We start from the raw sequence: 23,161 nt of genomic DNA, 5'->3' as shown, positions 1-23,161 counted from the left end.
AATTGTCGTGGCTAAAGAAAAATTTGATCGTTCCCTACCGCACGTAAACGTTGGCACCATCGGCCACGTTGACCACGGTAAAACCACTCTGACCGCTGCTCTGACTCGCGTCTGCTCCGAAGTTTTCGGTTCGGCTCGTGTTGACTTCGACAAGATCGACAGCGCACCAGAAGAAAAAGCTCGTGGTATCACCATCAACACCGCGCACGTTGAGTACAACTCGACTATTCGTCACTACGCTCACGTTGACTGCCCAGGTCACGCTGACTATGTGAAGAACATGATCACTGGTGCTGCCCAGATGGACGGCGCGATCCTGGTTTGCTCGGCCGCTGATGGTCCGATGCCACAAACTCGTGAGCACATCCTGCTGTCCCGCCAGGTTGGCGTTCCGTACATCGTGGTTTTCCTGAACAAGGCTGACCTGGTAGACGACGCTGAGCTGCTGGAACTGGTTGAGATGGAAGTGCGCGACCTGCTGAGCACTTACGACTTCCCAGGTGACGACACTCCGATCATCATCGGTTCTGCTCGTATGGCTCTGGAAGGCAACGACGAAAACGAAATGGGCACCACTGCCGTTCGTAAACTGGTTGAAACTCTGGACAGCTACATCCCAGAACCAGTTCGTCTGACCGACAAGCCGTTCCTGATGCCAATCGAAGACGTATTCTCGATCTCCGGTCGCGGTACTGTTGTGACTGGTCGTATCGAGCGCGGTATCGTTCGCGTTCAGGATCCACTGGAAATCGTTGGTCTGCGTGACACTACCGTCACCACCTGCACCGGTGTTGAAATGTTCCGCAAGCTGCTCGACGAAGGTCGTGCTGGCGAGAACTGCGGCGTTCTGCTGCGTGGTACCAAGCGTGACGACGTTGAGCGTGGCCAGGTTCTGGTTAAGCCAGGTTCGGTCAAGCCGCACACCAAGTTCACCGCAGAAGTTTACGTTCTGAGCAAAGAAGAAGGCGGTCGTCATACTCCGTTCTTCAAAGGCTACCGTCCACAGTTCTACTTCCGTACTACTGACGTGACCGGTAACTGCGAATTGCCAGAAGGCGTTGAAATGGTAATGCCAGGTGATAACATTCAAATGACTGTTACCCTGATCAAAACCATCGCAATGGAAGACGGTCTGCGCTTCGCAATCCGTGAAGGCGGCCGTACCGTTGGTGCTGGCGTTGTAGCTAAAATCATCGAGTAATCTCTCTTTTGAGTGAGCTTTGATGTTTTGAGAAAGCCCCCGCTTAGCGGGGGCTTTTTTATTGGGTTGACACCTATCTAGGGCGTCTATAGAATTGCGCCTCCTTTTAACGGGCGTATTGCGCCCGGTGGGAATAGCAGCCGGAGTCTGAAATCCAATGCAAAATCAGCAAATCCGTATCAGGTTGAAGGCTTTTGACCATCGCCTGATCGACCAATCCACCCAGGAAATCGTGGAAACCGCGAAACGTACTGGTGCTCAAGTGCGTGGTCCAATTCCACTGCCTACCCGTAAAGAGCGGTTCACCGTTCTGGTCTCCCCGCACGTCAACAAAGACGCGCGTGACCAGTACGAGATCCGTACTCATAAGCGCGTACTGGACATCGTCCAGCCAACGGATAAAACCGTTGATGCACTTATGAAGCTCGATCTGGCGGCCGGTGTGGAAGTACAGATCAGCCTCGGCTAAGACTTGGGTCTTAGTCGTGTAACGCTCTGAAATGGGCGGCCATAGCGGGTGAAAGCCCCGTACACTCATGAGGTTTACAACATGACTATTGGTGTAGTCGGTCGTAAATGCGGTATGACCCGTATTTTCACCGAAGAAGGTGTCTCCATTCCGGTCACGGTCATTGAGATCGAACCGAATCGCGTCACCCAGTTCAAAACTGAAGAAACCGATGGCTATCGTGCAGTGCAAGTCACTGTCGGCGAGCGTCGTGCTTCGCGCGTGACTGCTGCTCAAGCAGGTCACTTCGCTAAAGCAAACGTTGCAGCTGGTCGTACTGTTATGGAGTTCCGTCTTGAAGACGGCGACTACCAGGCTGGCGATCTGATCAACGCTGAAATCTTCGCCGCTGGTCAACTGGTTGATGTAACCGGTCAGTCCAAAGGTAAAGGCTTCCAGGGTACGATCAAGCGTTGGAATTTCCGTGGTCAAGACAACACTCACGGTAACTCCGTTTCCCACCGCGTCCCGGGCTCTATTGGCCAGTGCCAGACTCCTGGTCGTGTATTCAAGGGCAAAAAAATGTCCGGTCATATGGGCGCTGAGCGCGTGACCGTGCAGTCCCTCGAAGTAGTGCGCGTCGACGCTGAACGCAATCTGTTGTTGGTCAAGGGTGCTGTTCCTGGCGCTACTGGCGGCAACCTGGTTGTACGTCCAGCGGCCAAGGCTCGCGGTTAAGGGGAAGCTGACATGCAATTAAATGTAAATGACGCTCAAGCGATCGAAGTTTCCGAACTGACATTTGGCGGCGAATTCAACGAGACGCTGGTTCACCAAGCAGTCGTGGCCTACATGGCCGGCGGCCGTCAAGGTAGCAAGCAGCAAAAGACCCGTTCCGACGTACGTGGTGGCGGTAAGCGCCCTTGGCGTCAGAAAGGCACTGGCCGTGCTCGTGCCGGTACTATCCGTAGCCCAATCTGGCGTGGCGGCGGTACCACTTTCGCAGCTCGTCCACAGGATCACTCTCAGAAGCTCAACAAGAAGATGTACCGCGCAGCTCTGCGCTCCATCCTTGCTGAACTCGTGCGTACTGATCGTCTGGTCGTGGTTCAGGACTTCGCTGTTGAAAGTCCAAAAACCAAAGATCTGCTGGGCAAACTGAACAACATGAGCCTGACCGACGTTTTGATCGTGTCTGAAGCTGTTGATCAGAACCTGTACCTGGCTGCTCGCAACCTGCCACACGTTGATGTACGTGACGTGCAAGGTTCCGATCCAGTTAGTCTGATCGCATACGACAAGGTGTTGATCACCGTGTCGGCCGTGAAGAAATTCGAGGAGCTGCTGGGATGAACCAGGAACGCGTATTTAAAGTTCTGCTTGGCCCGCACGTTTCCGAAAAGGCTACGGTTCTGGCTGACAAGAAAGGCCAGTTCGTTTTCAAGGTTGCAACTGACGCAACCAAGCTGGAAATCAAGAAGGCCGTCGAAAGCCTGTTCAGCGTGAAAGTAGAGCGTGTTACTACCCTGAATGTTCTGGGTAAGAGCAAGCGCACTGCTCGCGGTCTGGGCAAGCGTAATGACTGGAAGAAGGCAGTTATCTCCCTTCAGCCAGGCCAAGATCTCGATTTCAGCAGCAGTGCTGAGTAAGGAAGGGGTGCATCATGGCAATCGTTAAATGCAAACCGACTTCCCCTGGCCGCCGTTTTGTGGTCAAGGTGGTCAACCAGGAGCTGCATAAAGGCGCTCCTCACGCACCGCTGCTCGAGAAAAAATCGAAGTCTGGTGGTCGTAACAACAATGGTCGCATTACCACTCGTCACATCGGTGGTGGCCATAAGCAGCATTATCGTCTGGTCGATTTCCGTCGCAATGACAAAGATGGCATCGCTGCCACTGTCGAGCGTATTGAATACGATCCTAACCGTACTGCTCACATCGCTCTGCTGCTGTACGCAGATGGCGAGCGTCGCTACATCATCGCCCCTAAAGGCGTGAGTGCTGGTGACCAGCTGATCGCAGGTGCCCTGGCGCCGATCAAGCCGGGCAACGCTCTGCAACTGCGTAACATTCCAGTTGGTAGCACCGTACACGGCATCGAATTGAAGCCAGGTAAAGGCGCGCAAATCGCTCGTTCCGCTGGTGCTTCGGCTCAGCTGATCGCTCGTGAAGGTGTCTACGTGACCCTGCGTCTGCGTTCTGGTGAGATGCGTAAAGTGCTGGCTGAATGTCGTGCGACCCTGGGCGAAGTCTCGAACTCCGAGCACAGCCTGCGTTCGTTGGGTAAAGCTGGTGCCAAACGCTGGCGTGGCGTTCGCCCAACCGTTCGTGGTGTTGCCATGAACCCGGTTGACCACCCACACGGTGGTGGTGAAGGTCGTACCTCTGGTGGTCGTCATCCGGTATCGCCATGGGGCTTCCCGACTAAGGGCGCGAAGACTCGTGGTAATAAGCGTACCGACAAAATGATCGTCCGTCGTCGCAAGTAAATAGAGGGATACGACAGTGCCACGTTCTCTGAAAAAAGGTCCTTTTATTGATCTTCACCTACTGAAGAAGATCGAAGTGGCGGCGGAAAAGAACGATCGCAAACCAGTTAAGACCTGGTCGCGTCGTTCGATGATCCTGCCACAAATGGTCGGTCTGACCATCGCAGTACACAACGGTCGTCAACACGTCCCAGTTCTCGTTAACGAAGACATGGTCGGCCACAAACTGGGCGAGTTTGCCGGTACCCGCACTTATCGTGGGCACGTGGCAGACAAGAAAGCCAAGCGTTAAGGGGTTAGGAAATGGAAGTAGCCGCTAAGTTGTCGGGCGCTCGAATCTCCGCCCAGAAAGCCCGCTTGGTCGCCGACCAGATCCGCGGGAAGAAGGTGGGCGAAGCGCTCAACCTGTTGGCTTTCAGCAGTAAGAAAGCCGCCGAGATCATGAAGAAAGTGCTGGAGTCGGCCGTAGCCAACGCCGAGCATAACGAAGGCGCAGACGTTGATGACCTGAAGGTCAGCACCGTTTTCGTCAACGAAGGGCGTTCGCTGAAGCGCATCATGCCACGTGCCAAAGGCCGTGCTGATCGCATCGTCAAGCGGTCTTGCCATATCACTGTCAAGGTTGCTGACAAGTAACGGAGTCGAAGAGATGGGTCAGAAAGTACATCCCATTGGCATTCGCCTGGGAATCGTCAAGGAGCACACCTCCGTCTGGTACGCAGACGGTCGGACTTATGCGGACTATTTGTTCGCTGATCTGAAGGTGCGTGAGTATCTCCAAGACAAACTAAAAAGCGCGTCCGTAAGCCGTATCGATATCCATCGTCCGGCCCAAACTGCACGTATCACCATCCACACCGCTCGTCCAGGTATCGTTATCGGGAAGAAAGGTGAAGATGTTGAGAAACTGCGTCAGGACCTGACCAAGCAAATGGGTGTGCCTGTGCACATCAATATCGAAGAGATCCGCAAGCCGGAGCTCGACGGTATGCTGGTTGCGCAGAGCGTAGCTCAGCAGCTGGAGCGTCGCGTAATGTTCCGTCGCGCTATGAAGCGCGCCGTACAGAACGCCATGCGCATTGGTGCCAAAGGCATCAAAATCCAAGTGAGCGGTCGTCTCGGCGGTGCTGAAATCGCACGTACTGAATGGTATCGCGAAGGTCGTGTGCCACTGCACACCCTGCGTGCCGACATCGACTATGCCAACTACGAAGCTCACACCACTTACGGTGTGATCGGTGTAAAGGTTTGGATCTTCAAAGGCGAAGTAATTGGTGGTCGCCAAGAAGAACTGAAACCACAAGCACCAGCGCCTCGTAAAAAAGCTGCTAAGTAAGGGGTACGCCAAATGTTGCAACCTAAGCGTACGAAGTTCCGCAAGCAGATGACAGGCCACAACCGTGGTCTGGCTCAGCGCGGTAGCAAAGTCAGCTTCGGCGAGTTCGCGCTGAAGTCTGTAGCTCGTGGTCGTCTCACCGCTCGTCAGATCGAGTCAGCGCGTCGTGCTCTGACCCGTCACGTAAAACGTGGCGGCAAGATCTGGATCCGTGTATTCCCGGACAAGCCGATCTCCAAAAAACCTCTCGAGGTTCGGATGGGTAAAGGTAAGGGTAACGTGGAATACTGGGTTGCCCAGATTCAGCCAGGCAAAGTCCTGTATGAAATCGAGGGTGTTTCTGAAGAGCTGGCGCGTGAGGCTTTCGCCCTGGCTGCTGCAAAGCTGCCGCTCGCCACCTCCTTTGTTAAACGGACGGTGATGTGATGAAAGCGAATGAACTTCGTGAAAAATCCGCACAGCAGCTGAACGAGCAACTGCTCGGCCTGCTGCGCGACCAGTTCAATCTGCGTATGCAGAAAGCAACTGGCCAGTTGGGGCAGTCTCATCTGCTCTCGCAAGTTAAGCGTGACATCGCTCGCGTGAAGACTGTGCTCAACCAGCAGGCAGGTAAGTGATCATGGCTGAAGCCGAAAAGACTGTCCGTACGCTGACTGGCCGTGTTGTCAGCGACAAGATGGACAAAACCATCACCGTTTTGATCGAGCGTCGCGTTAAGCACCCGATCTACGGTAAATATGTTAAGCGTTCGACTAAGCTGCACGCGCACGACGAAACCAATCAGTGCCACATCGGCGACAAAGTCACTATTCGTGAAACTCGTCCGCTGGCCAAGACCAAGTCTTGGGCACTGGTTGATGTTCTCGAACGCGCTGTGGAAGTCTAAGGACTAGGGGTCGGAGAAATTATATGATTCAGACTCAATCCATGCTCGATGTGGCCGATAACAGCGGCGCTCGCCGTGTTATGTGCATCAAGGTGCTGGGTGGCTCCCATCGTCGTTACGCTGGTATCGGTGACATCATCAAGGTTACCGTGAAGGAAGCAATTCCTCGCGGTAAAGTGAAAAAAGGCCAAGTGATGACTGCTGTTGTAGTCCGCACTCGTCACGGCGTACGTCGTGCTGATGGCTCCATTATCCGCTTTGATGGCAACGCTGCTGTTCTTCTGAACAACAAGCAAGAGCCGATCGGCACCCGTATCTTTGGGCCAGTGACCCGTGAACTTCGTACTGAGAAGTTCATGAAGATCGTCTCGCTCGCCCCAGAAGTGCTGTAAGGAGATCCGACATGCAAAAGATTCGTCGTGACGACGAGATCATCGTGATCGCCGGCAAAGACAAAGGTAAGCGCGGTAAGGTGCTTAAGGTTCTCGCTAATAACCGTCTGGTTATCGGTGGTCTGAACCTGGTCAAGCGTCATACCAAGCCTAACCCGATGTCGGGCGTGCAGGGCGGTATCGTCGAGAAAGAAGCTCCGCTGGACGCTTCTAACGTCGCCATCTTCAATGGCGAAACCAACAAGGCTGACCGCGTTGGTTTCAAAGTAGAAGACGGTAAGAAAATTCGTGTCTTCAAGTCGACCCAAAAAGCGGTTGATGCTTGAACACTGCTAGGTAGATTAGACCATGGCACGACTACAAGAGATTTACCGGAAGGAAATCGCCCCTAAGCTTAAGGAAGAACTTAAGCTCGGGAACGTGATGGAAGTTCCGCGCGTCACCAAAATCACCCTGAACATGGGTCTGGGCGAAGCGATCGGCGACAAAAAAGTCATCGAGCACGCTGTTGCCGACCTGGAAAAGATCACCGGTCAAAAAGTCGTTGTGACTTACGCTCGGAAATCCATCGCTGGCTTTAAAGTCCGTGAAGGTTGGCCGATCGGCGTCAAAGTGACTCTGCGCCGTGAGCGTATGTACGAATTCCTGGATCGTCTGCTGTCGATCTCCCTGCCTCGGGTCCGCGACTTCCGCGGCCTGAATGCCAAGTCCTTCGATGGTCGTGGTAACTACAGCATGGGCGTGAAAGAGCAGATCATCTTCCCGGAAATCGACTACGACAAGATCGATGCTCTCCGCGGTCTGGACATCACCCTGACCACCACTGCCAAGAACGATGATGAAGGTCGCGCCCTGTTGCGTGCTTTCAAATTCCCGTTCCGCAACTGATTGGAGTAGGACCATGGCCAAGATGAGCATGAAAAACCGCGAGCTGAAGCGTCAGCTCACGGTTGCCAAGTACGCCAAGAAGCGTGCAGCACTGAAAGCAATCATCGTTGATCTGAACGCAAGTCCAGAAGCACGTTGGGAAGCTACAGTTGCTCTGCAGAAGCAGCCACGTGACGCAAGCGCTTCGCGCATGCGTAACCGCTGCCGCCTGACCGGTCGTCCACACGGCGTTTACCGCAAGTTCGGCCTCGGCCGTAACAAACTGCGTGAAGCGGCAATGCGTGGTGACGTACCAGGTCTGGTTAAAGCCAGCTGGTAAGTACTTTCAACGTCCAGGTGGTCTGAATCGCAAGATACTGACCGCCGGTGACCTTGAATCTGGATCAAGCCCCTTTTGGGGCTTGTTTCATTTCTGGAGTGTGTCTAAAATACGCGGCTCGCCTGAGCCCGTGTTTTTTGTGCTCGGAGATTCTCGGCGACATATGTAGCCGCAAGGCTAATTTTTTTGTATTAGGAGCGTCTAGCCCATGAGTATGCAGGACCCGTTAGCGGACATGCTAACTCGTATCCGTAATGCCCAGATGGCTGAAAAGTCCGTCGTAAGCATGCCATCTTCCAAGTTGAAGGTAGCTGTTGCCAAAGTCCTGAAAGACGAAGGCTACATTGCGGGTTATCAGATCAGCAGCGAAATCAAACCACTGCTGTCCATCGAGCTGAAGTACTTCGAAGGCCGTTCGGTCATCGAGGAAGTGAAGCGCGTTAGCCGTCCAGGCCTGCGTCAGTACAAGTCCGCTGAAGATCTGCCGAAAGTTCGTGGCGGTCTGGGCGTGTCTATCGTCTCCACCAACAAAGGTGTGATGACGGATCGTGCTGCGCGCGCTGCCGGTGTCGGCGGCGAAGTTCTTTGCACTGTGTTCTAAGGGGGGATAAGCATGTCTCGCGTCGCTAAGAACCCCGTTAAGCTGCCAGCCGGTGTCGAAGTCAAATTCGCAGGCCAACAGCTTTCGGTGAAGGGTGCCAAGGGTACTCTTGAACTGAACATCCATTCGTCCGTTGAGATCGTTGAAGAAGCTGGTGAGCTGCGTTTCGCTGCTCGCAATGGCGATCAACAAACTCGCGCAATGGCCGGTACCACGCGTGCGTTGGTAAACAACATGGTCCAAGGCGTAAGCCAAGGCTTCGAGCGCAAGCTCCAGCTGGTCGGTGTTGGTTACAAAGCGCAAGCAAAAGGCACGGTTTTGAACCTTGCCCTTGGCTTCTCGCACCCAGTGGATTACGAACTGCCAGCGGGCATCACTGCTGAGACTCCTAGCCAGACCGATATCCTGATCAAGGGCATCGACAAGCAGCTGGTAGGTCAAGTGGCCGCTGAGATCCGCGACTTCCGTCCACCAGAGCCGTACAAAGGCAAAGGTGTGCGCTACGCGGACGAAGTCGTCCGTCGTAAAGAAGCCAAGAAGAAGTAGGGCATAGCAAATGACCGACAAAAAAGTTACTCGACTGCGTCGCGCTCGCAAAGCACGCCTGAAAATGCACGAACTCGAAGTCGTGCGTCTCTGCGTGTTCCGCTCGTCGCAGCACATCTACGCCCAGGTCATCTCGGCCGACGGCAACAAAGTCCTGGCAAGCGCCTCGACTTTGGATAAAGAACTGCGTGATGGTGCCACTGGCAACATCGACGCGGCCACAAAGGTTGGCCAGCTGGTCGCTACGCGTGCTAAGGCCGCTGGCGTCTCGCAAGTGGCTTTCGACCGCTCTGGCTTCAAGTACCACGGTCGCGTGAAAGCGCTGGCTGATGCTGCTCGTGAAGCTGGGCTGGAGTTCTAAGTTATGTCAAATAACGACCAAAAGCGCGACGAAGGCTACATTGAGAAGCTGGTTCAAGTTAACCGCGTAGCCAAAACCGTTAAAGGCGGCCGTATCTTCACTTTCACCGCGTTGACCGTGGTGGGTGATGGTAAAGGGCGTGTTGGCTTCGGCCGTGGCAAGTCACGTGAAGTGCCTGCCGCGATCCAGAAGGCAATGGAAGCTGCTCGTCGCAACATGATCCAAGTTGATCTGAACGGCACCACTCTGCAGTACGCAATGAAGTCCGCTCACGGCGCTTCGAAGGTGTACATGCAGCCTGCTTCTGAAGGTACCGGTATCATCGCTGGCGGCGCTATGCGTGCTGTCCTCGAAGTTGCTGGCGTTCAGAACGTTCTGGCCAAGTGCTACGGCTCGACTAACCCGGTAAACGTGGTTCACGCCACTTTCAAGGGTCTGAAAGCTATGCAATCTCCTGAGTCCATCGCTGCCAAGCGTGGTCTGACTGTCAAGGAGATCTTCTGATCATGGCTACCGTTAAAGTAACGCTGATCAAAAGCATGACCGGCCGCATCCCTAACCACAAACTGTGTGTTAAAGGTTTGGGTCTGCGTCGCATCGGTCACACTGTAGAAGTCCAGGATACTCCCGAGAATCGCGGGATGATCAACAAGGCTTACTACATGCTGCGTGTAGAGGGTTAATCGATGAAACTCAATGATCTGAGTCCAGCGCCGGGTTCCCGTCGCGAAAAGCATCGTCCGGGCCGTGGTATCGGTAGCGGTTTGGGTAAGACTGGTGGCCGTGGCCACAAAGGTCAAACCTCCCGCTCCGGTGGCACCATCGCTCCAGGCTTTGAAGGCGGTCAACAGCCGCTGCATCGTCGCCTGCCTAAGTTCGGTTTCGTATCCCTGAAAGCCATGGACCGCGCAGAAGTGCGTCTGTCCGAGCTGGCTAAAGTGGAAGGCGACATCGTTACTGTGCAGACCCTGAAAGATGCCAACGTGATCAACGTCAACGTACAGCGTGTGAAAATCATGCTGTCCGGTGAAGTGACTCGCGCTGTCACTATCGGCAAGGGAATCGGCGCCACCAAAGGTGCGCGTTCGGCTATCGAAGCAGCTGGCGGCAAGTTCGAGGAATAAATGGCTAAGCAAGGTGCTCTCTCAGCGCTCGGCAAAGGCGGTATGTCTGAACTTTGGGCTCGTCTGCGTTTTCTGTTCCTGGCGATTATCGTCTACCGAATAGGCGCACACATCCCGGTTCCAGGTATCAACCCGGACCGACTCGCAGACCTGTTTCGACAGAATGAGGGGACCATTCTTAGCTTGTTCAACATGTTTTCCGGCGGTGCGCTGGAGCGGATGAGCATCTTTGCACTGGGGATCATGCCGTACATTTCGGCCTCGATCATCATGCAACTGATGACAGCCGTCAGCCCGCAGCTGGAGCAGTTGAAGAAGGAAGGTGAAGCTGGCCGTCGCAAGATTAGCCAGTACACCCGCTACGGCACTGTAGTCCTCGCCCTGGTTCAAGCTATCGGCATGTCCGTTGGCCTGGCAGGGCAGGGCGTTGCGTTCACTGGTGACTTTGGCTTCCATTTCGTCGCGGTATCCACGTTTGTGGCTGGTGCGATGTTCATGATGTGGCTGGGTGAGCAGATTACTGAGCGTGGTGTTGGTAACGGTATCTCGATGTTGATTTTCGCAGGTATCGTCGCCGGTCTTCCGAGAGCAATCGGGCAGTCTTTCGAGTCTGCGCGTCAGGGTGATATCAATATCTTCGCCCTGGTTGCTATCGGTTTGCTGGCAGTAGCGATTATCGGTTTTGTGGTGTTCATTGAGCGTGGCCAGCGTCGTATTGCTGTTCACTACGCCAAGCGTCAGCAGGGCCGTAAGGTTTTTGCTGCGCAGACCAGCCACTTGCCGCTGAAAGTGAATATGGCCGGTGTTATTCCGGCAATTTTCGCGAGCAGCATCTTGCTGTTTCCGGCTTCGTTGGGTACCTGGTTTGGTCAGTCTGAAAATATGGGCTGGCTGCAGGACCTCTCTCAGTCGATCGCTCCTGGTCAGCCGTTGAATATTCTGCTGTTTAGTGCAGGGATTATTTTCTTCTGCTTCTTCTATACGGCGTTGATGTTCAATCCGAAAGACGTAGCGGAAAACCTGAAGAAGTCCGGTGCCTTTATTCCGGGCATCCGTCCAGGTGAGCAGTCGGCGCGCTACATTGATGGCGTTCTGACTCGTTTGACCCTGTTCGGTGCTCTATATATGACGGCCGTGTGTCTGTTGCCCCAGTTCCTGGTGGTTGCAGCAAACGTTCCGTTCTACCTTGGCGGGACCTCGTTGCTGATCGTGGTCGTGGTTGTGATGGACTTCATGTCCCAAGTACAATCGCACCTCGTTTCGCACCAGTACGAATCCCTGATGAAGAAAGCCAACCTGAAGGGCTACGGCAGCGGCATGTTGCGCTGAGTACCCCATAAGGTTCGAGGAGTTGGTGATGAAAGTTCGTGCATCGGTGAAAAAGCTGTGCCGTAACTGCAAGATTATTCGCCGCGAAGGTGTTGTTCGAGTAATTTGCAGCGCGGAACCGCGTCACAAACAGCGCCAAGGCTGAGTGTGATCCGCTTGAAGCCCGGCAGCTAGTGCGCTGCCGGGTTGATTATTTGTTATTACAGCGATATTATCTCGCGCCCTATTTCTTGGCTTCCGGGGCGTAGGTAGCTGTCAATTGGAGTCCCACTGAATGGCCCGTATTGCAGGCGTTAACATTCCAGATAACAAGCACACTGTTATCTCGCTGACCTACATCTATGGTGTTGGTCGCACTACTGCGCAGAAAATTTGCGCAGTTGCTGGGGTAAACCCAGCCGCTAAGATCAAGGATCTGAGCGACGAGCAGATTGAACAGCTGCGTGGCGAAGTGGCGAAGTTCACCACTGAAGGTGACCTGCGTCGCGAAATCAACATGAAAATCAAGCGTTTGATGGACCTCGGTTGCTATCGCGGTCTGCGTCATCGTCGTGGTCTTCCAGTACGCGGTCAGCGTACCAAGACTAACGCGCGTACCCGTAAAGGTCCGCGTAAGCCGATCCGCAAGTAATCGCCCCAGCGAATCGACAGGAAAATTATCATGGCAAAACCTGCTGCTCGTCCTCGTAAAAAAGTTAAAAAGACAGTGGTTGATGGCATCGCCCACATCCATGCATCTTTTAACAACACAATCGTGACCATCACCGACCGTCAAGGTAACGCGCTTTCTTGGGCTACCTCTGGTGGTTCGGGTTTCCGCGGTTCCCGCAAGTCCACCCCGTTTGCCGCTCAAGTAGCTGCTGAACGTGCTGGTCAAGCTGCGCTGGAATACGGCCTGAAAAACCTCGACGTTAACGTCAAAGGTCCAGGTCCAGGTCGTGAGTCTGCTGTCCGTGCTTTGAACGGCTGTGGCTATAAGATCGCCAGCATCACCGACGTGACGCCAATCCCGCACAACGGGTGCCGTCCGCCGAAGAAGCGCCGCGTGTAATCCAGGAGATTGTAAAGAATGGCTCGTTACATTGGTCCAAAATGCAAACTCGCTCGTCGCGAAGGCACCGATCTCTTCCTGAAGAGCGGCGTGCGCGCGATCGAATCGAAGTGCAACATTGAAGCAGCACCTGGTATCCACGGCCAACGCCGCGGTCGCCAGTCCGATTACGGCACCCAACTGCGTGAAAAGCAGAAGGTCCGTCGTATTTACGGCGTTCTCGAGCGTCAGTTCAGCGGCTACTACAAAGAAGCTGCTGGCAAGAAAGGTGCAACCGGTGAAAACCTGCTGCAACTGCTCGAATGCCGTCTGGACAACGTTGTATACCGTATGGGCTTTGGTTCGACTCGTGCCGAATCCCGTCAGCTGGTATCGCACAAGTCGATCAGCGTTAACGGTCAGACCGTAAACGTTCCGTCTTACCAGGTTCGTGCTGGTGACGTGGTCGCAGTTCGCGAGAAAGCTAAAAACCAACTTCGCATTGTCCAAGCTCTCGATCTGTGTGCCCAACGTGGCCGCGTAGAATGGGTAGAAGTAGACACTGAGAAGAAGTCGGGCGTTTTCAAGAACGTTCCTGCTCGCAGTGATCTGTCCGCCGACATCAACGAAAGCCTGATTGTCGAGCTCTACTCCAAGTAAGGGCTAGAAAATAGGTGCATCCATGCAGATTTCGGTAAATGAGTTCCTGACACCCCGCCACATTGATGTGCAGGTTGTCAGTCCAACCCGCGCCAAAATTACTCTCGAGCCTCTCGAGCGTGGTTTTGGCCACACCCTGGGCAACGCGCTGCGCCGCATCCTGTTGTCCTCAATGCCCGGCTGTGCAGTAGTCGAGGCCGAGATTGACGGTGTGCTCCACGAGTACAGCGCCATCGAAGGTGTACAGGAAGACGTAATTGAAATCCTGTTGAACCTTAAAGGTCTGGCTATCAAGCTGCACGGCCGTGACGAAGTTACGCTGACCTTGTCGAAGAAGGGTTCGGGGGTGGTTACCGCTGCCGATATTCAGCTGGATCATGATGTCGAGATCGTTAACCCCGATCACGTAATCGCTAACCTGGCGTCTAACGGCGCCCTGAACATGAAGCTCACTGTAGCTCGTGGTCGTGGTTATGAACCGGCCGACTCGCGTCAGAGCGATGAAGACGAAAGCCGCAGCATTGGTCGCTTGCAGCTTGACTCTTCGTTCAGCCCGGTTCGCCGTATCGCATATGTGGTGGAAAACGCCCGTGTCGAGCAGCGTACTAACCTGGACAAGCTGGTTATTGATCTGGAAACCAACGGTACCCTGGATCCTGAAGAGGCTATCCGCCGCGCTGCAACCATTCTGCAACAGCAGTTGGCTGCGTTCGTCGACCTCAAAGGTGACAGCGAACCAGTGGTAATCGAGCAGGAAGACGAGATCGATCCGATCCTGCTTCGCCCGGTTGACGATCTGGAACTGACTGTACGTTCGGCTAACTGCCTTAAGGCGGAAAACATTTACTACATCGGCGACCTGATTCAGCGTACCGAAGTAGAACTGTTGAAGACTCCGAACCTTGGCAAGAAATCCTTGACTGAAATCAAGGACGTTCTGGCCTCCCGCGGTCTGTCCCTCGGCATGCGCCTCGACAACTGGCCGCCTGCAAGTCTTAAGAAGGACGACAAGGCGACTGCCTGATCGTCGTAATCACCGAACGTGAGTTTGGTAAGGAATGAACCATGCGTCATCGTAAAAGTGGTCGTCACCTGAGCCGTACCAGCTCGCACCGCAAGGCCATGTTCCAAAACATGGCGGTGTCGCTGTTCGAGCACGAGCTGATCAAAACTACACTGCCGAAAGCTAAAGAACTGCGTCGCGTTGCTGAGCCGCTGATCACTTTGGCCAAGACAGACAGCCTGGCTAACCGCCGTCTGGCTTTCGACCGTACTCGTTCGAAAGCTATCGTTGGTAAGCTCTTCAACGACCTGGGCAAGCGTTACGCTACCCGTGAGGGTGGCTACCTGCGCATCCTCAAGTGCGGCTTCCGCGCTGGCGACAACGCGCCTATGGCGTACGTCGAGTTGGTTGATCGTGCTACTGCCGGCGAAGCTGTAAGCGCCGAGTAAGACGACAAGCTGCAACAAAAAACCGGGCCTCGCGCCCGGTTTTTTGTGCGCGTAACAAAAGCGCAACTTATACAAGCTTCCATAGACGCTGCGCTGCACTATCGCGAGCGGAGTCTTGTTAGTTATTTTCTATCGAAGCCTGCAATTTAATGAATTTGTAGGTGTAGTGTTGATGATCAATACTCCCTCCAAGCCGATTAGCCGGCAGTTCCAAGTCCGACCTGAGGAAGATGCGCATGAGCCAGAATAAAGTCCTTACCACCGCCAGCGGCGCCCCCGTTGCGGATAACCAGAACTCCCGTTCCGCCGGCCCTCGTGGCCCGTTGTTGCTCGACGATTTCCATCTGATCGAGAAGCTCGCTCACTTCAACCGCGAAAACATCCCTGAGCGTCGCGTGCACGCCAAAGGATCGGGTGCCTACGGTACGTTCACTGTTACCCAGGACATCACCCAGTACACCAGTGCCAAGCTGTTCGAATCTGTTGGCAAGCAAACGCCTACATTCCTGCGATTCTCCACTGTAGGTGGCGAGCGCGGGTCTGCTGACACTGAACGTGATCCACGTGGTTTTGCCCTGAAGTTCTATACCGAAGAGGGCAACTGGGACATCGTGGGTAACAACACCCCTGTGTTCTTCATCCGGGATCCGCTGAAATTCCCGGACTTTATCCACACCCAGAAACGCCTGCCGCAGAGCAACCTGAAAAGCGCGCAGATGATGTGGGACTTCTGGTCGCACTCTCCAGAGGCGCTGCATCAGGTCACCATTCTGTTTTCGGACCGTGGCATTCCAGACGGCTATCGTCACATGCACGGCTTCGGTAGTCACACGTACAGCCTGATCAACGCCAAGGGCGAACGCCATTGGGTGAAGTGGCACTACAAGACCAAGCAAGGCATCAAGAACCTGGCCCCGGCCGAGGCTGCACGCCTGGCGGGTACCGACCCTGACTATGCTCAGCGTGATCTGTTTGGTGCGATCGAGCGCGGTGATTTTCCGAAATGGCGCGTCTGCATCCAGATCATGACTGAGGCTCAAGCAAACGCTCATTATGAGAACCCGTTTGACGTGACCAAGACCTGGTCGCAAAAAGAGTTCCCGCTGATCGAAGTGGGCGAGCTTGAGCTCAACCGTAATCCGCAGAACTACTTCGCTGAAGTGGAGCAGGCTGCATTTGGTCCGAGCAACATGGTTCCAGGCGTTGGCCTGTCACCCGATCGTATGTTGCAAGGTCGAGTGTTTGCCTACGCAGATGCCCACCGCTACCGTGTCGGCACTAACCACCAGCAACTGCCCGTAAACGCGCCGCGCAACCCGGTTAACAGTTACCAGCGTGACGGTTCTATGGCCTTCGGCAGCAATGGCGGTGCGGCTCCCAACTACGAGCCAAACAGCTATGCCGATGCGCCCAAGCAAGCCCCGCAGTACGCAGAGCCGGCACTGGCCCTGAGCGGCGCTGCTGATCGTTACGATCACCGCGAAGATACGGACTACTACAGCCATGCGGGCGCGCTGTTCCGCTTGATGAATGATGAGCAGAAAGCCCTGCTGACCAATAACATTGCCGGTGCGATGGCTGGCGTTTCCAGCGATGTGGTCCAGCGTCAATTGCAGCACTTCTACAAGGCCGACCCGGCTTATGGAGAAGCAATCGCAAAGGCACTGGGTGTATCGCTTAACTGACTCTAAACGATAAGCAGAACCGCCCTCATTTGGGCGGTTTTTGCGTTATTTCAGCTACTTTTCTACGGAAATCTTCACTTTTCTGCCGTTGATCCCGTGACCTTCAAGTCATCATGGTTCAAACTACAGTCTTTCAAGCAGGGAGATGTAGGGCGATGCAAGGTCACCCCGACGTAATCGATTACCTCAACACGTTGCTGACGGGCGAACTGGCAGCTCGTGACCAATATTTCATCCATTCGCGCATGTACGAAGACTGGGGCTTTACCGAGCTCTACGAGCGTATCAACCACGAGATGGAAGAAGAGGCACAGCACGCCGACGCACTGATGCGCCGTATTCTGATGCTCGAAGGCACGCCGCGTATGCGTCCTGATGATCTCGATGTGGGGACCACGGTACCGGACATGCTCGCTGCCGACCTTCGCCTCGAGTACAAAGTTCGCGCTGCGCTCTGCAAGGGCATCGAGCTTTGCGAGCAGCACAACGACTACGTCACCCGGGAAATATTGCGGGTGCAGTTGAATGACACCGAAGAAGATCACACCTACTGGTTGGAAAAACAGATGGGCCTGATCAAGTTGATTGGTCTGGAGAATTACCTGCAATCGCAGTTCTGATTCCCAGCTGTAAAAAAGCCCCTGTCACCGCAAAGTGACAGGGGCTTTTTATTGGGCCGGAAAAAGTCAGGCCCGGTCGCGCTCCAGCAACGGTTTCAAGTAGTAACCGGTGTGCGACTGTGGCATTTCGCAAACTTGCTCCGGCGTACCCACTGCGATGATCTGACCACCCTTGGAGCCACCTTCCGGCCCAAGGTCCACCAGCCAGTCAGCGGTCTTGATCACATCAAGATTGTGCTCGATCACCACCACGGTATTGCCGTGGTCTCGCAGCCGGTGCAGCACGTCCAGCAATTGCTGGATATCCGCGAAGTGCAGACCGGTGGTCGGTTCATCGAGGATGTACAAGGTTTTGCCGGTATCGCGCTTGGACAGCTCGCGAGACAGCTTGACCCGTTGTGCCTCGCCACCCGAAAGCGTGGTCGCCGATTGCCCCAGCTTGATGTACGACAAGCCCACATCCATCAGCGTTTGCAGCTTGCGCGCCAATGCCGGCACTGCGTCGAAGAACTCGCGAGCTTCCTCGATGGTCATTTCCAGGGTTTCATGGATGCTCTTGCCCTTGTACTTGATCTCAAGGGTTTCGCGGTTGTAGCGCTTGCTTTTGCACACGTCGCACGGCACGTAGATGTCCGGCAGAAAATGCATCTCCACCTTGATCAAGCCATCGCCCTGGCAGGCCTCACAGCGCCCGCCCTTGACGTTGAACGAGAACCGCCCTGGTCCATAGCCGCGCGAGCGGGACTCGGGTACACCCGCGAACAGCTCGCGGATCGGCGTAAACAGCCCGGTGTAGGTGGCCGGGTTGGAGCGTGGGGTACGCCCAATCGGGCTTTGGTCGATATCGACCACCTTGTCCAGGTGCTCCAGGCCCTTGATGCTGTCGTGTGCCGCCGCTTCCAGGGTGGTCGCGCCGTTCAGGGCGGTGGCACTCAATGGGAACAGCGTGTTGTTGATCAGCGTCGACTTGCCCGAACCGGAAACACCGGTCACACAGGTCAGTAGGCCCAGCGGAATCTCCAGGTCGACATTGCGCAGGTTGTTGCCGCGCGCGCCCTTGAGATGCAGTGCCATCTTTTTGTTACGCGGCGTACGCTTGGCGGGCACTTCGATCTTCACCCGGCCAGACAGGTACTTGCCGGTCAACGAATCAGGATGTGCCATCACTTCGGCAGGCGTGCCCTCGGCAACGATATGTCCGCCGTGCACCCCTGCGCCCGGGCCGATATCGACCACGTAGTCCGCCAGGCGGATGGCATCTTCATCGTGCTCGACCACAATCACGGTATTGCCGATGTCTCGCAGGTGTTTCAACGTGCCGAGCAGGCGATCGTTATCCCGTTGGTGCAAGCCAATCGACGGTTCGTCGAGGATATACAGCACGCCCACAAGGCCCGCACCGATCTGGCTGGCCAGCCGGATCCGCTGTGCTTCACCGCCCGACAAGGTATCGGCGCTGCGGTCCAGTGACAGATAGTCCAGGCCAACGTTGACCAGGAACTGCAGGCGCTCGCGAATTTCCTTGAGGATCTTGTCGGCAATTTCCCCACGACGCCCGGTGAGCTTGAGGACACCAAAATATTCACACGCATCGCCGATTGGCAGGTTAGTCACTGCCGGCAACGTTTTTTCGCCCACCCACACATGCCGCGCTTCACGGCGCAGGCGTGTGCCACGGCAATCCGGGCAAGGCTGTGTGCTGAGGAACTTTGCCAGTTCTTCACGCACACTTGCCGATTCGGTCTCGCGGTAGCGACGTTCCAGGTTCGGCACGATGCCTTCGAACGGGTGGGAGCGCTTGACGATGTCGCCACGGTCGTTCAGGTACTTGAAGTCGACATTCTGCGAGCCGCTGCCATGCAGAATGACCTTCTGCTGGTCTGCCGGCAGCTGGTTGAACGGCACTTCCAGGCTGAACTTGTAGTGTGAGGCCAATGACCCGAGCATCTGGAAATAGTAGACGTTACGCCTGTCCCAGCCGCGTATCGCCCCTTCGGCCAGGGTCAGGTCGCCATTGACCAGACGCTTGATATCGAAGAACTGCTTCACGCCCAGGCCATCGCACGTCGGGCAGGCGCCGGCTGGGTTGTTGAAGGAAAACAGCTTGGGTTCCAGTTCGCTGATGGCGTGCCCACAGATTGGGCAGGCGAAGCGCGCGGAGAAGATGATCTCTTCGCCCGGCTCGTCATCCATCGGCGCAACCAGGGCAATGCCGTCGGCCAGCTTCAGCGCGGTCTCGAACGATTCCGCCAAACGCTGCTGCAGGTCGGCGCGTACCTTGAAGCGGTCGACCACCACATCAATGGAATGCTTTTTCTGCTTGTCGAGCTTGGGCGCTTCATCCAGCTCATAGAGCTTGCCGTTGATGCGCGCACGTACAAAACCCTGGGCACGCAGCTCTTCGAAGACCGAAAGGTGTTCGCCCTTGCGCTCGCGGATGACGGGCGCCAGCAGCATCAGCTTGGCGCCTTCCGGCTGGGCCAGTACCAGGTCGACCATCTGGCTGACGGTCTGGGCTTCCAGGGGAATATCGTGGTCCGGGCAGCGCGGAATACCCACGCGCGCATACAGCAGGCGCAGGTAGTCGTAGATTTCGGTAATGGTGCCCACGGTGGAACGCGGGTTGTGGGAGGTCGACTTCTGCTCGATGGAAATGGCCGGCGACAAGCCTTCGATGGTGTCGACGTCGGGCTTTTCCATCATCGACAGGAATTGCCGGGCATAGGCCGACAGGGATTCCACATAGCGACGCTGACCTTCGGCATACAGCGTGTCGAACGCCAGGGACGACTTGCCGGAGCCGGACAAGCCGGTGATGACGATCAGTTTGTCCCGGGGCAGGGTCAGGTCGATGTTCTTCAGGTTGTGGGTTCTAGCCCCACGAATCAGGATCTTGTCCAAGATGGCCTCGCACGGCGGGCGTAAATAATGCCGGAGTATACGGCTAAAGACTGGATGAATATACACTGTCAAAAGGCCGCTTGCAGCCTTAGATGAAAGCTGCGCGGCAAAGCGCCGCATATACCCTCTCAATCGATGGGACTGGTAGAATCGCCGCCGGTTCACACGAGGTTTTTCCATGCACGATCCCCACAGCGAACGCATGAGTAGCGGCGAGACCCGAGCGGCAAGCGGTCTGGCCCTGGTGTTCGCTTTCCGTATGCTGGGCATGTTTATGGTGTTGCCGGTGCTGGCGACCTATGGAATGGATCTCGCAGGCGCGACCCCCGCGTTGATCGGCCTGGCGATTGGCGCCTATGGTCTGACCCAGGCGATTTTTCAGATCCCGTTCGGGATTATTTCCGACCGCATTGGCCGTCGCCCGGTGATTTATCTTGGCTTGATCGTGTTCGCCCTTGGCAGTGTGCTTGCGGCCCAGTCCGATTCGATCTGGGGCGTGATCGCCGGGCGCATCCTGCAAGGCGCCGGGGCGATTTCCGCCGCGGTCATGGCGTTGCTGTCGGACCTGACCCGCGAACAGCACCGCACCAAGGCCATGGCCATGATCGGCATGACCATCGGTCTGTCGTTCGCCGTGGCCATGGTGGTCGGCCCGTTGCTGACGAGCGCTTTTGGTCTGCACGGGTTGTTTCTGGCCACTGGCGGCCTGGCCCTGGTCGGGATTGTGATCGTAGCTTTTATGGTGCCACGCTCTACCGGCACGCTGCAGCACCGAGAATCGGGCGTCGCACGTCAGGCGCTGCTGCCGACGCTCAAGCACCCGGACCTGCTGCGCCTGGATTTAGGTATCTTCGTATTACACGCAATGCTGATGTGCAGCTTCGTCGCCTTGCCCCTGGCCCTGGTGGAAAAAGCCGGCCTGCCCAAGGAGCAGCATTGGTGGGTCTACCTCACCGCACTGCTGATTTCGTTCTTCGCCATGATCCCGTTCATCATCTATGGCGAGAAGAAACGCAAAATGAAACGAGTTTTACTCGGCGCCGTCGCGACATTGATGCTCACTGAACTATTCTTCTGGCAGTTCGGAGATAGCCTGCGAGCACTGGTCATTGGTACGGTGGTGTTTTTCACCGCGTTCAACCTGCTGGAAGCTTCGCTGCCGTCGCTGATCAGTAAAGTTTCACCGGCCGGCGGCAAGGGCACGGCGATGGGGGTGTACTCCACCAGCCAGTTCCTTGGCTCGGCGTTGGGCGGCATCATGGGTGGCTGGATGTTCCAGCATGGCGGTTTGTCGGTTGTCTTCCTCGGATGCGCCGGGCTGGCTGCACTTTGGCTGGTCTTTGCTGTTACCATGCGCGAACCTCCCTACGTCACAAGTCTGCGTTTGCCGCTATCGCCCGAGGCGATCCGCGAGGCTGGTCTGGTAGAGCGCCTGAAGGCCGTCGTAGGGGTAACGGATGCAGTCGTGGTCGCTGAAGAGGCGGCCATTTACATCAAATTGGACACCGAATTATTGGATCGCGCGACGCTCGAGCAACTGGTCAACCCAGTGCCGACAGCGCGCCCAGCCTAGGAGAACGTTATGGCCCGTGGGGTTAACAAAGTCATATTGGTCGGTACTTGCGGCCAGGATCCCGAAGTTCGCTACTTGCCTAACGGTAATGCCGTGACCAACCTGAGTCTGGCGACCAGCGAACAGTGGACCGACAAGCAGACCGGCCAGAAGGTCGAGAAAACCGAATGGCACCGTGTGTCGATGTTCGGCAAGGTCGCTGAGATTGCCGGCGAATATCTGCGCAAAGGTTCGCAGGTCTACATCGAAGGCAAACTGCAAACCCGCGAGTGGGAAAAAGACGGCATCAAGCGTTACACCACCGAAATCGTGGTCGACATGCAAGGCACCATGCAACTGCTGGGCGGCCGTCCACAGGGCGACCAACAGGGCCAGGGCGGCATGTCCAACTCGGCACCGCGTCCACAGCAGTCGCGTCCACAGCCAACCCAGCAGCCACAGCGTGAGTCGCGTCCAGCGCCACAACAGGCTGCGCCGCAACCGGCTCAGGATTTCGACAGCTTTGATGACGATATTCCGTTCTGATACTCAGCTTTTCAGAACGTAATCCAAAAAAGCGAAGCCATTGATTTGGCTTCGCTTTTTTATGAGCGCAGATCTTGGTGGTGCAAAAAATACAGAGCCGGAACTCAGCTCGTCTGCTGCAGCAACGGATACAGCGATATCACCAGCAACGCCGCCATGCCGAAGTTGAACACGCGTAACCAGCGCGGGTTGCGCAGCACGTTGCGCAACACACTGCCGAATCCTGCCCAAACCCCCACGCTCGGCGCATTGATCAGGGCGAACACCGTAGCGATGATCACCACGTTCATGGTGTAGCCCTGCAACGGTGTGTAGGTGCTGATTGCACCGATTGCCATCACCCACGCCTTGGGATTGACCCATTGAAACGCCGCCGCGCCCCAGAACCCCAGAGGCTTGCCTTTACCTTCATTGTCTTCGGATGCCGGGCCCGAACGGGCGATGTTCCACGCCAGGTACAGCAAGTAAGCCGCGCCCGCGTAGCGCAGGATGGTGTAGAGCACCGGATAGGCGGTAAACGCCGCGCCCAGCCCAAGCCCCACCGCCAATACAAGCACCAGAAATCCGGAGCTGATGCCCAGGATGTGCGGGATGGTACGCTGGAAGCCGAAATTAACCCCCGAGGCCAGCAGCATGGCGTTATTGGGGCCAGGGGTGACGGACGTGACAAACGCAAATAAAGCAAACGCCAGCATCAAATCAAACGACAAGGACATGGTTTTTTCCTGGAACGGGCCTTAGCAGGTCACCTGCCACCCGGGTTTCGCGGTTACAGGTGCACGGTGGCCACTTAAAG

General features: G+C 55.7%; 35 protein-coding genes. 33 read left to right on the top strand and 2 right to left on the bottom strand.

Features of this window, described 5'->3' with window-relative positions:
* Positions 1 to 7 precede the first annotated feature (7 nt).
* The 31 genes from tuf to bfr all read left to right on the top strand — a co-directional run bounded on the left by tuf (position 8) and on the right by bfr (position 17,366).
* Positions 8 to 1,201: an elongation factor Tu gene (tuf, locus tag PSEBG33_RS02955; protein ID WP_005791980.1), complete on the top strand. Its 1,194-nt coding sequence runs from the start codon at positions 8 to 10 to the stop codon at positions 1,199 to 1,201.
* A gap of 157 nt (positions 1,202 to 1,358) precedes the next feature.
* On the top strand, positions 1,359 to 1,670 hold the full coding sequence (gene rpsJ / locus PSEBG33_RS02960; RefSeq protein WP_003186070.1) for a 30S ribosomal protein S10: 312 nt from the start codon (positions 1,359 to 1,361) through the stop codon (positions 1,668 to 1,670).
* A gap of 81 nt (positions 1,671 to 1,751) precedes the next feature.
* Positions 1,752 to 2,387, top strand: a complete 636-nt coding sequence (rplC, locus tag PSEBG33_RS02965) for a 50S ribosomal protein L3 (protein WP_003194649.1) — start codon at positions 1,752 to 1,754, stop codon at positions 2,385 to 2,387.
* Between the two features lie 12 nt (positions 2,388 to 2,399).
* Positions 2,400 to 3,002, top strand: coding sequence for a 50S ribosomal protein L4 (gene rplD / locus PSEBG33_RS02970; protein ID WP_003176424.1), 603 nt, complete (start codon positions 2,400 to 2,402; stop codon positions 3,000 to 3,002).
* Positions 2,999 to 3,298 carry a 50S ribosomal protein L23 gene (gene rplW / locus PSEBG33_RS02975; protein WP_002555488.1) on the top strand — a complete coding sequence of 100 codons (300 nt, stop codon included), beginning with the start codon at positions 2,999 to 3,001 and terminating at the stop codon, positions 3,296 to 3,298. Before rplD ends, rplW begins: the two co-directional genes overlap by 4 nt.
* A gap of 14 nt (positions 3,299 to 3,312) precedes the next feature.
* On the top strand, positions 3,313 to 4,137 hold the full coding sequence (gene rplB / locus PSEBG33_RS02980) for a 50S ribosomal protein L2 (protein WP_003186055.1): 825 nt from the start codon (positions 3,313 to 3,315) through the stop codon (positions 4,135 to 4,137).
* A 16-nt stretch (positions 4,138 to 4,153) separates the two neighbouring features.
* Positions 4,154 to 4,429 (top strand): 30S ribosomal protein S19, encoded by a 276-nt coding sequence (rpsS, locus tag PSEBG33_RS02985; RefSeq protein ID WP_002555486.1) that lies wholly within the window; start codon positions 4,154 to 4,156, stop codon positions 4,427 to 4,429.
* Between the two features lie 11 nt (positions 4,430 to 4,440).
* Positions 4,441 to 4,773, top strand: a complete 333-nt coding sequence (gene rplV, locus PSEBG33_RS02990; RefSeq protein WP_003103908.1) for a 50S ribosomal protein L22 — start codon at positions 4,441 to 4,443, stop codon at positions 4,771 to 4,773.
* Positions 4,774 to 4,786: 13 nt separating this feature from the next.
* Entirely contained in the window at positions 4,787 to 5,473 is a 687-nt protein-coding gene (gene rpsC / locus PSEBG33_RS02995) for a 30S ribosomal protein S3 (RefSeq protein WP_003176422.1), read from the top strand.
* 12 nt (positions 5,474 to 5,485) lie between these two features.
* Entirely contained in the window at positions 5,486 to 5,899 is a 414-nt protein-coding gene (gene rplP / locus PSEBG33_RS03000; protein WP_003176421.1) for a 50S ribosomal protein L16, read from the top strand.
* Entirely contained in the window at positions 5,899 to 6,090 is a 192-nt protein-coding gene (rpmC, locus tag PSEBG33_RS03005; protein WP_002555481.1) for a 50S ribosomal protein L29, read from the top strand. Before rplP ends, rpmC begins: the two co-directional genes overlap by 1 nt.
* A 2-nt stretch (positions 6,091 to 6,092) precedes the next feature.
* The gene (rpsQ, locus tag PSEBG33_RS03010; RefSeq protein WP_003176419.1) at positions 6,093 to 6,359 is read left to right on the top strand and encodes a 30S ribosomal protein S17; all 267 of its coding nucleotides are present in this window, start codon (positions 6,093 to 6,095) and stop codon (positions 6,357 to 6,359) included.
* A gap of 23 nt (positions 6,360 to 6,382) precedes the next feature.
* Positions 6,383 to 6,751, top strand: a complete 369-nt coding sequence (rplN, locus tag PSEBG33_RS03015; RefSeq protein ID WP_002555479.1) for a 50S ribosomal protein L14 — start codon at positions 6,383 to 6,385, stop codon at positions 6,749 to 6,751.
* A gap of 11 nt (positions 6,752 to 6,762) precedes the next feature.
* Positions 6,763 to 7,077: a 50S ribosomal protein L24 gene (rplX, locus tag PSEBG33_RS03020; protein ID WP_003176416.1), complete on the top strand. Its 315-nt coding sequence runs from the start codon at positions 6,763 to 6,765 to the stop codon at positions 7,075 to 7,077.
* A gap of 22 nt (positions 7,078 to 7,099) precedes the next feature.
* Positions 7,100 to 7,639, top strand: coding sequence for a 50S ribosomal protein L5 (gene rplE / locus PSEBG33_RS03025; protein WP_003194642.1), 540 nt, complete (start codon positions 7,100 to 7,102; stop codon positions 7,637 to 7,639).
* Between the two features lie 13 nt (positions 7,640 to 7,652).
* Complete coding sequence (rpsN, locus tag PSEBG33_RS03030) at positions 7,653 to 7,958, top strand: 30S ribosomal protein S14 (protein ID WP_003176414.1); 306 nt, start codon at positions 7,653 to 7,655, stop codon at positions 7,956 to 7,958.
* A 208-nt stretch (positions 7,959 to 8,166) separates the two neighbouring features.
* Positions 8,167 to 8,559, top strand: coding sequence for a 30S ribosomal protein S8 (gene rpsH, locus PSEBG33_RS03035; RefSeq protein WP_003176413.1), 393 nt, complete (start codon positions 8,167 to 8,169; stop codon positions 8,557 to 8,559).
* Between the two features lie 12 nt (positions 8,560 to 8,571).
* On the top strand, positions 8,572 to 9,105 hold the full coding sequence (rplF, locus tag PSEBG33_RS03040) for a 50S ribosomal protein L6 (RefSeq protein ID WP_003194640.1): 534 nt from the start codon (positions 8,572 to 8,574) through the stop codon (positions 9,103 to 9,105).
* 10 nt (positions 9,106 to 9,115) lie between these two features.
* The gene (gene rplR, locus PSEBG33_RS03045; RefSeq protein ID WP_003186037.1) at positions 9,116 to 9,466 is read left to right on the top strand and encodes a 50S ribosomal protein L18; all 351 of its coding nucleotides are present in this window, start codon (positions 9,116 to 9,118) and stop codon (positions 9,464 to 9,466) included.
* Between the two features lie 3 nt (positions 9,467 to 9,469).
* On the top strand, positions 9,470 to 9,970 hold the full coding sequence (rpsE, locus tag PSEBG33_RS03050; protein ID WP_003176409.1) for a 30S ribosomal protein S5: 501 nt from the start codon (positions 9,470 to 9,472) through the stop codon (positions 9,968 to 9,970).
* A 2-nt stretch (positions 9,971 to 9,972) separates the two neighbouring features.
* Positions 9,973 to 10,149 carry a 50S ribosomal protein L30 gene (rpmD, locus tag PSEBG33_RS03055; protein ID WP_003176408.1) on the top strand — a complete coding sequence of 59 codons (177 nt, stop codon included), beginning with the start codon at positions 9,973 to 9,975 and terminating at the stop codon, positions 10,147 to 10,149.
* A 3-nt stretch (positions 10,150 to 10,152) separates the two neighbouring features.
* Positions 10,153 to 10,590, top strand: coding sequence for a 50S ribosomal protein L15 (gene rplO / locus PSEBG33_RS03060; protein ID WP_003176407.1), 438 nt, complete (start codon positions 10,153 to 10,155; stop codon positions 10,588 to 10,590).
* A complete protein-coding gene (secY, locus tag PSEBG33_RS03065; protein ID WP_003194637.1) occupies positions 10,591 to 11,919 on the top strand; it encodes a preprotein translocase subunit SecY in 1,329 nt (442 codons plus the stop codon).
* Positions 11,920 to 11,947: 28 nt separating this feature from the next.
* A complete protein-coding gene (rpmJ, locus tag PSEBG33_RS29115) occupies positions 11,948 to 12,064 on the top strand; it encodes a 50S ribosomal protein L36 (RefSeq protein WP_002555468.1) in 117 nt (38 codons plus the stop codon).
* A gap of 129 nt (positions 12,065 to 12,193) precedes the next feature.
* On the top strand, positions 12,194 to 12,550 hold the full coding sequence (rpsM, locus tag PSEBG33_RS03070; RefSeq protein WP_003194635.1) for a 30S ribosomal protein S13: 357 nt from the start codon (positions 12,194 to 12,196) through the stop codon (positions 12,548 to 12,550).
* A 30-nt stretch (positions 12,551 to 12,580) separates the two neighbouring features.
* Entirely contained in the window at positions 12,581 to 12,970 is a 390-nt protein-coding gene (rpsK, locus tag PSEBG33_RS03075; RefSeq protein WP_002555466.1) for a 30S ribosomal protein S11, read from the top strand.
* 18 nt (positions 12,971 to 12,988) lie between these two features.
* Positions 12,989 to 13,609 (top strand): 30S ribosomal protein S4, encoded by a 621-nt coding sequence (rpsD, locus tag PSEBG33_RS03080; protein ID WP_003176404.1) that lies wholly within the window; start codon positions 12,989 to 12,991, stop codon positions 13,607 to 13,609.
* A gap of 22 nt (positions 13,610 to 13,631) precedes the next feature.
* A complete protein-coding gene (locus PSEBG33_RS03085) occupies positions 13,632 to 14,633 on the top strand; it encodes a DNA-directed RNA polymerase subunit alpha (protein ID WP_003176403.1) in 1,002 nt (333 codons plus the stop codon).
* A gap of 41 nt (positions 14,634 to 14,674) precedes the next feature.
* Positions 14,675 to 15,061: a 50S ribosomal protein L17 gene (gene rplQ, locus PSEBG33_RS03090; protein ID WP_003176402.1), complete on the top strand. Its 387-nt coding sequence runs from the start codon at positions 14,675 to 14,677 to the stop codon at positions 15,059 to 15,061.
* Positions 15,062 to 15,297: 236 nt separating this feature from the next.
* Entirely contained in the window at positions 15,298 to 16,746 is a 1,449-nt protein-coding gene (locus PSEBG33_RS03095; protein ID WP_005791910.1) for a catalase, read from the top strand.
* A 155-nt stretch (positions 16,747 to 16,901) separates the two neighbouring features.
* Positions 16,902 to 17,366, top strand: a complete 465-nt coding sequence (bfr, locus tag PSEBG33_RS03100; RefSeq protein ID WP_005791908.1) for a bacterioferritin — start codon at positions 16,902 to 16,904, stop codon at positions 17,364 to 17,366.
* Between the two features lie 66 nt (positions 17,367 to 17,432).
* On the opposite strand, the gene uvrA is transcribed toward bfr, so the two are convergent.
* A complete protein-coding gene (gene uvrA / locus PSEBG33_RS03105; protein ID WP_005791907.1) occupies positions 17,433 to 20,267 on the bottom strand; it encodes an excinuclease ABC subunit UvrA in 2,835 nt (944 codons plus the stop codon).
* Positions 20,268 to 20,445: 178 nt separating this feature from the next.
* Between uvrA and PSEBG33_RS03110 the strand changes: the two genes are divergently transcribed.
* Both PSEBG33_RS03110 and PSEBG33_RS03115 read left to right on the top strand, forming a co-directional pair.
* A complete protein-coding gene (locus PSEBG33_RS03110) occupies positions 20,446 to 21,840 on the top strand; it encodes an MFS transporter (RefSeq protein ID WP_005791905.1) in 1,395 nt (464 codons plus the stop codon).
* A gap of 9 nt (positions 21,841 to 21,849) precedes the next feature.
* A complete protein-coding gene (locus PSEBG33_RS03115; protein WP_005791904.1) occupies positions 21,850 to 22,365 on the top strand; it encodes a single-stranded DNA-binding protein in 516 nt (171 codons plus the stop codon).
* Positions 22,366 to 22,469: 104 nt separating this feature from the next.
* Here the strand turns inward: PSEBG33_RS03115 and PSEBG33_RS03120 are convergent, their stop codons facing one another.
* Positions 22,470 to 23,081, bottom strand: a complete 612-nt coding sequence (locus PSEBG33_RS03120) for a LysE family translocator (protein ID WP_005791902.1) — start codon at positions 23,079 to 23,081, stop codon at positions 22,470 to 22,472.
* Between the last annotated feature and the right edge of the window lie 80 nt (positions 23,082 to 23,161).

Source organism: Pseudomonas synxantha BG33R (assembly GCF_000263715.2).
Classification (GTDB): Bacteria; Pseudomonadota; Gammaproteobacteria; order Pseudomonadales; family Pseudomonadaceae; genus Aquipseudomonas; species Aquipseudomonas synxantha_A.
This window is presented reverse-complemented; position numbering and strand designations above follow the sequence as displayed.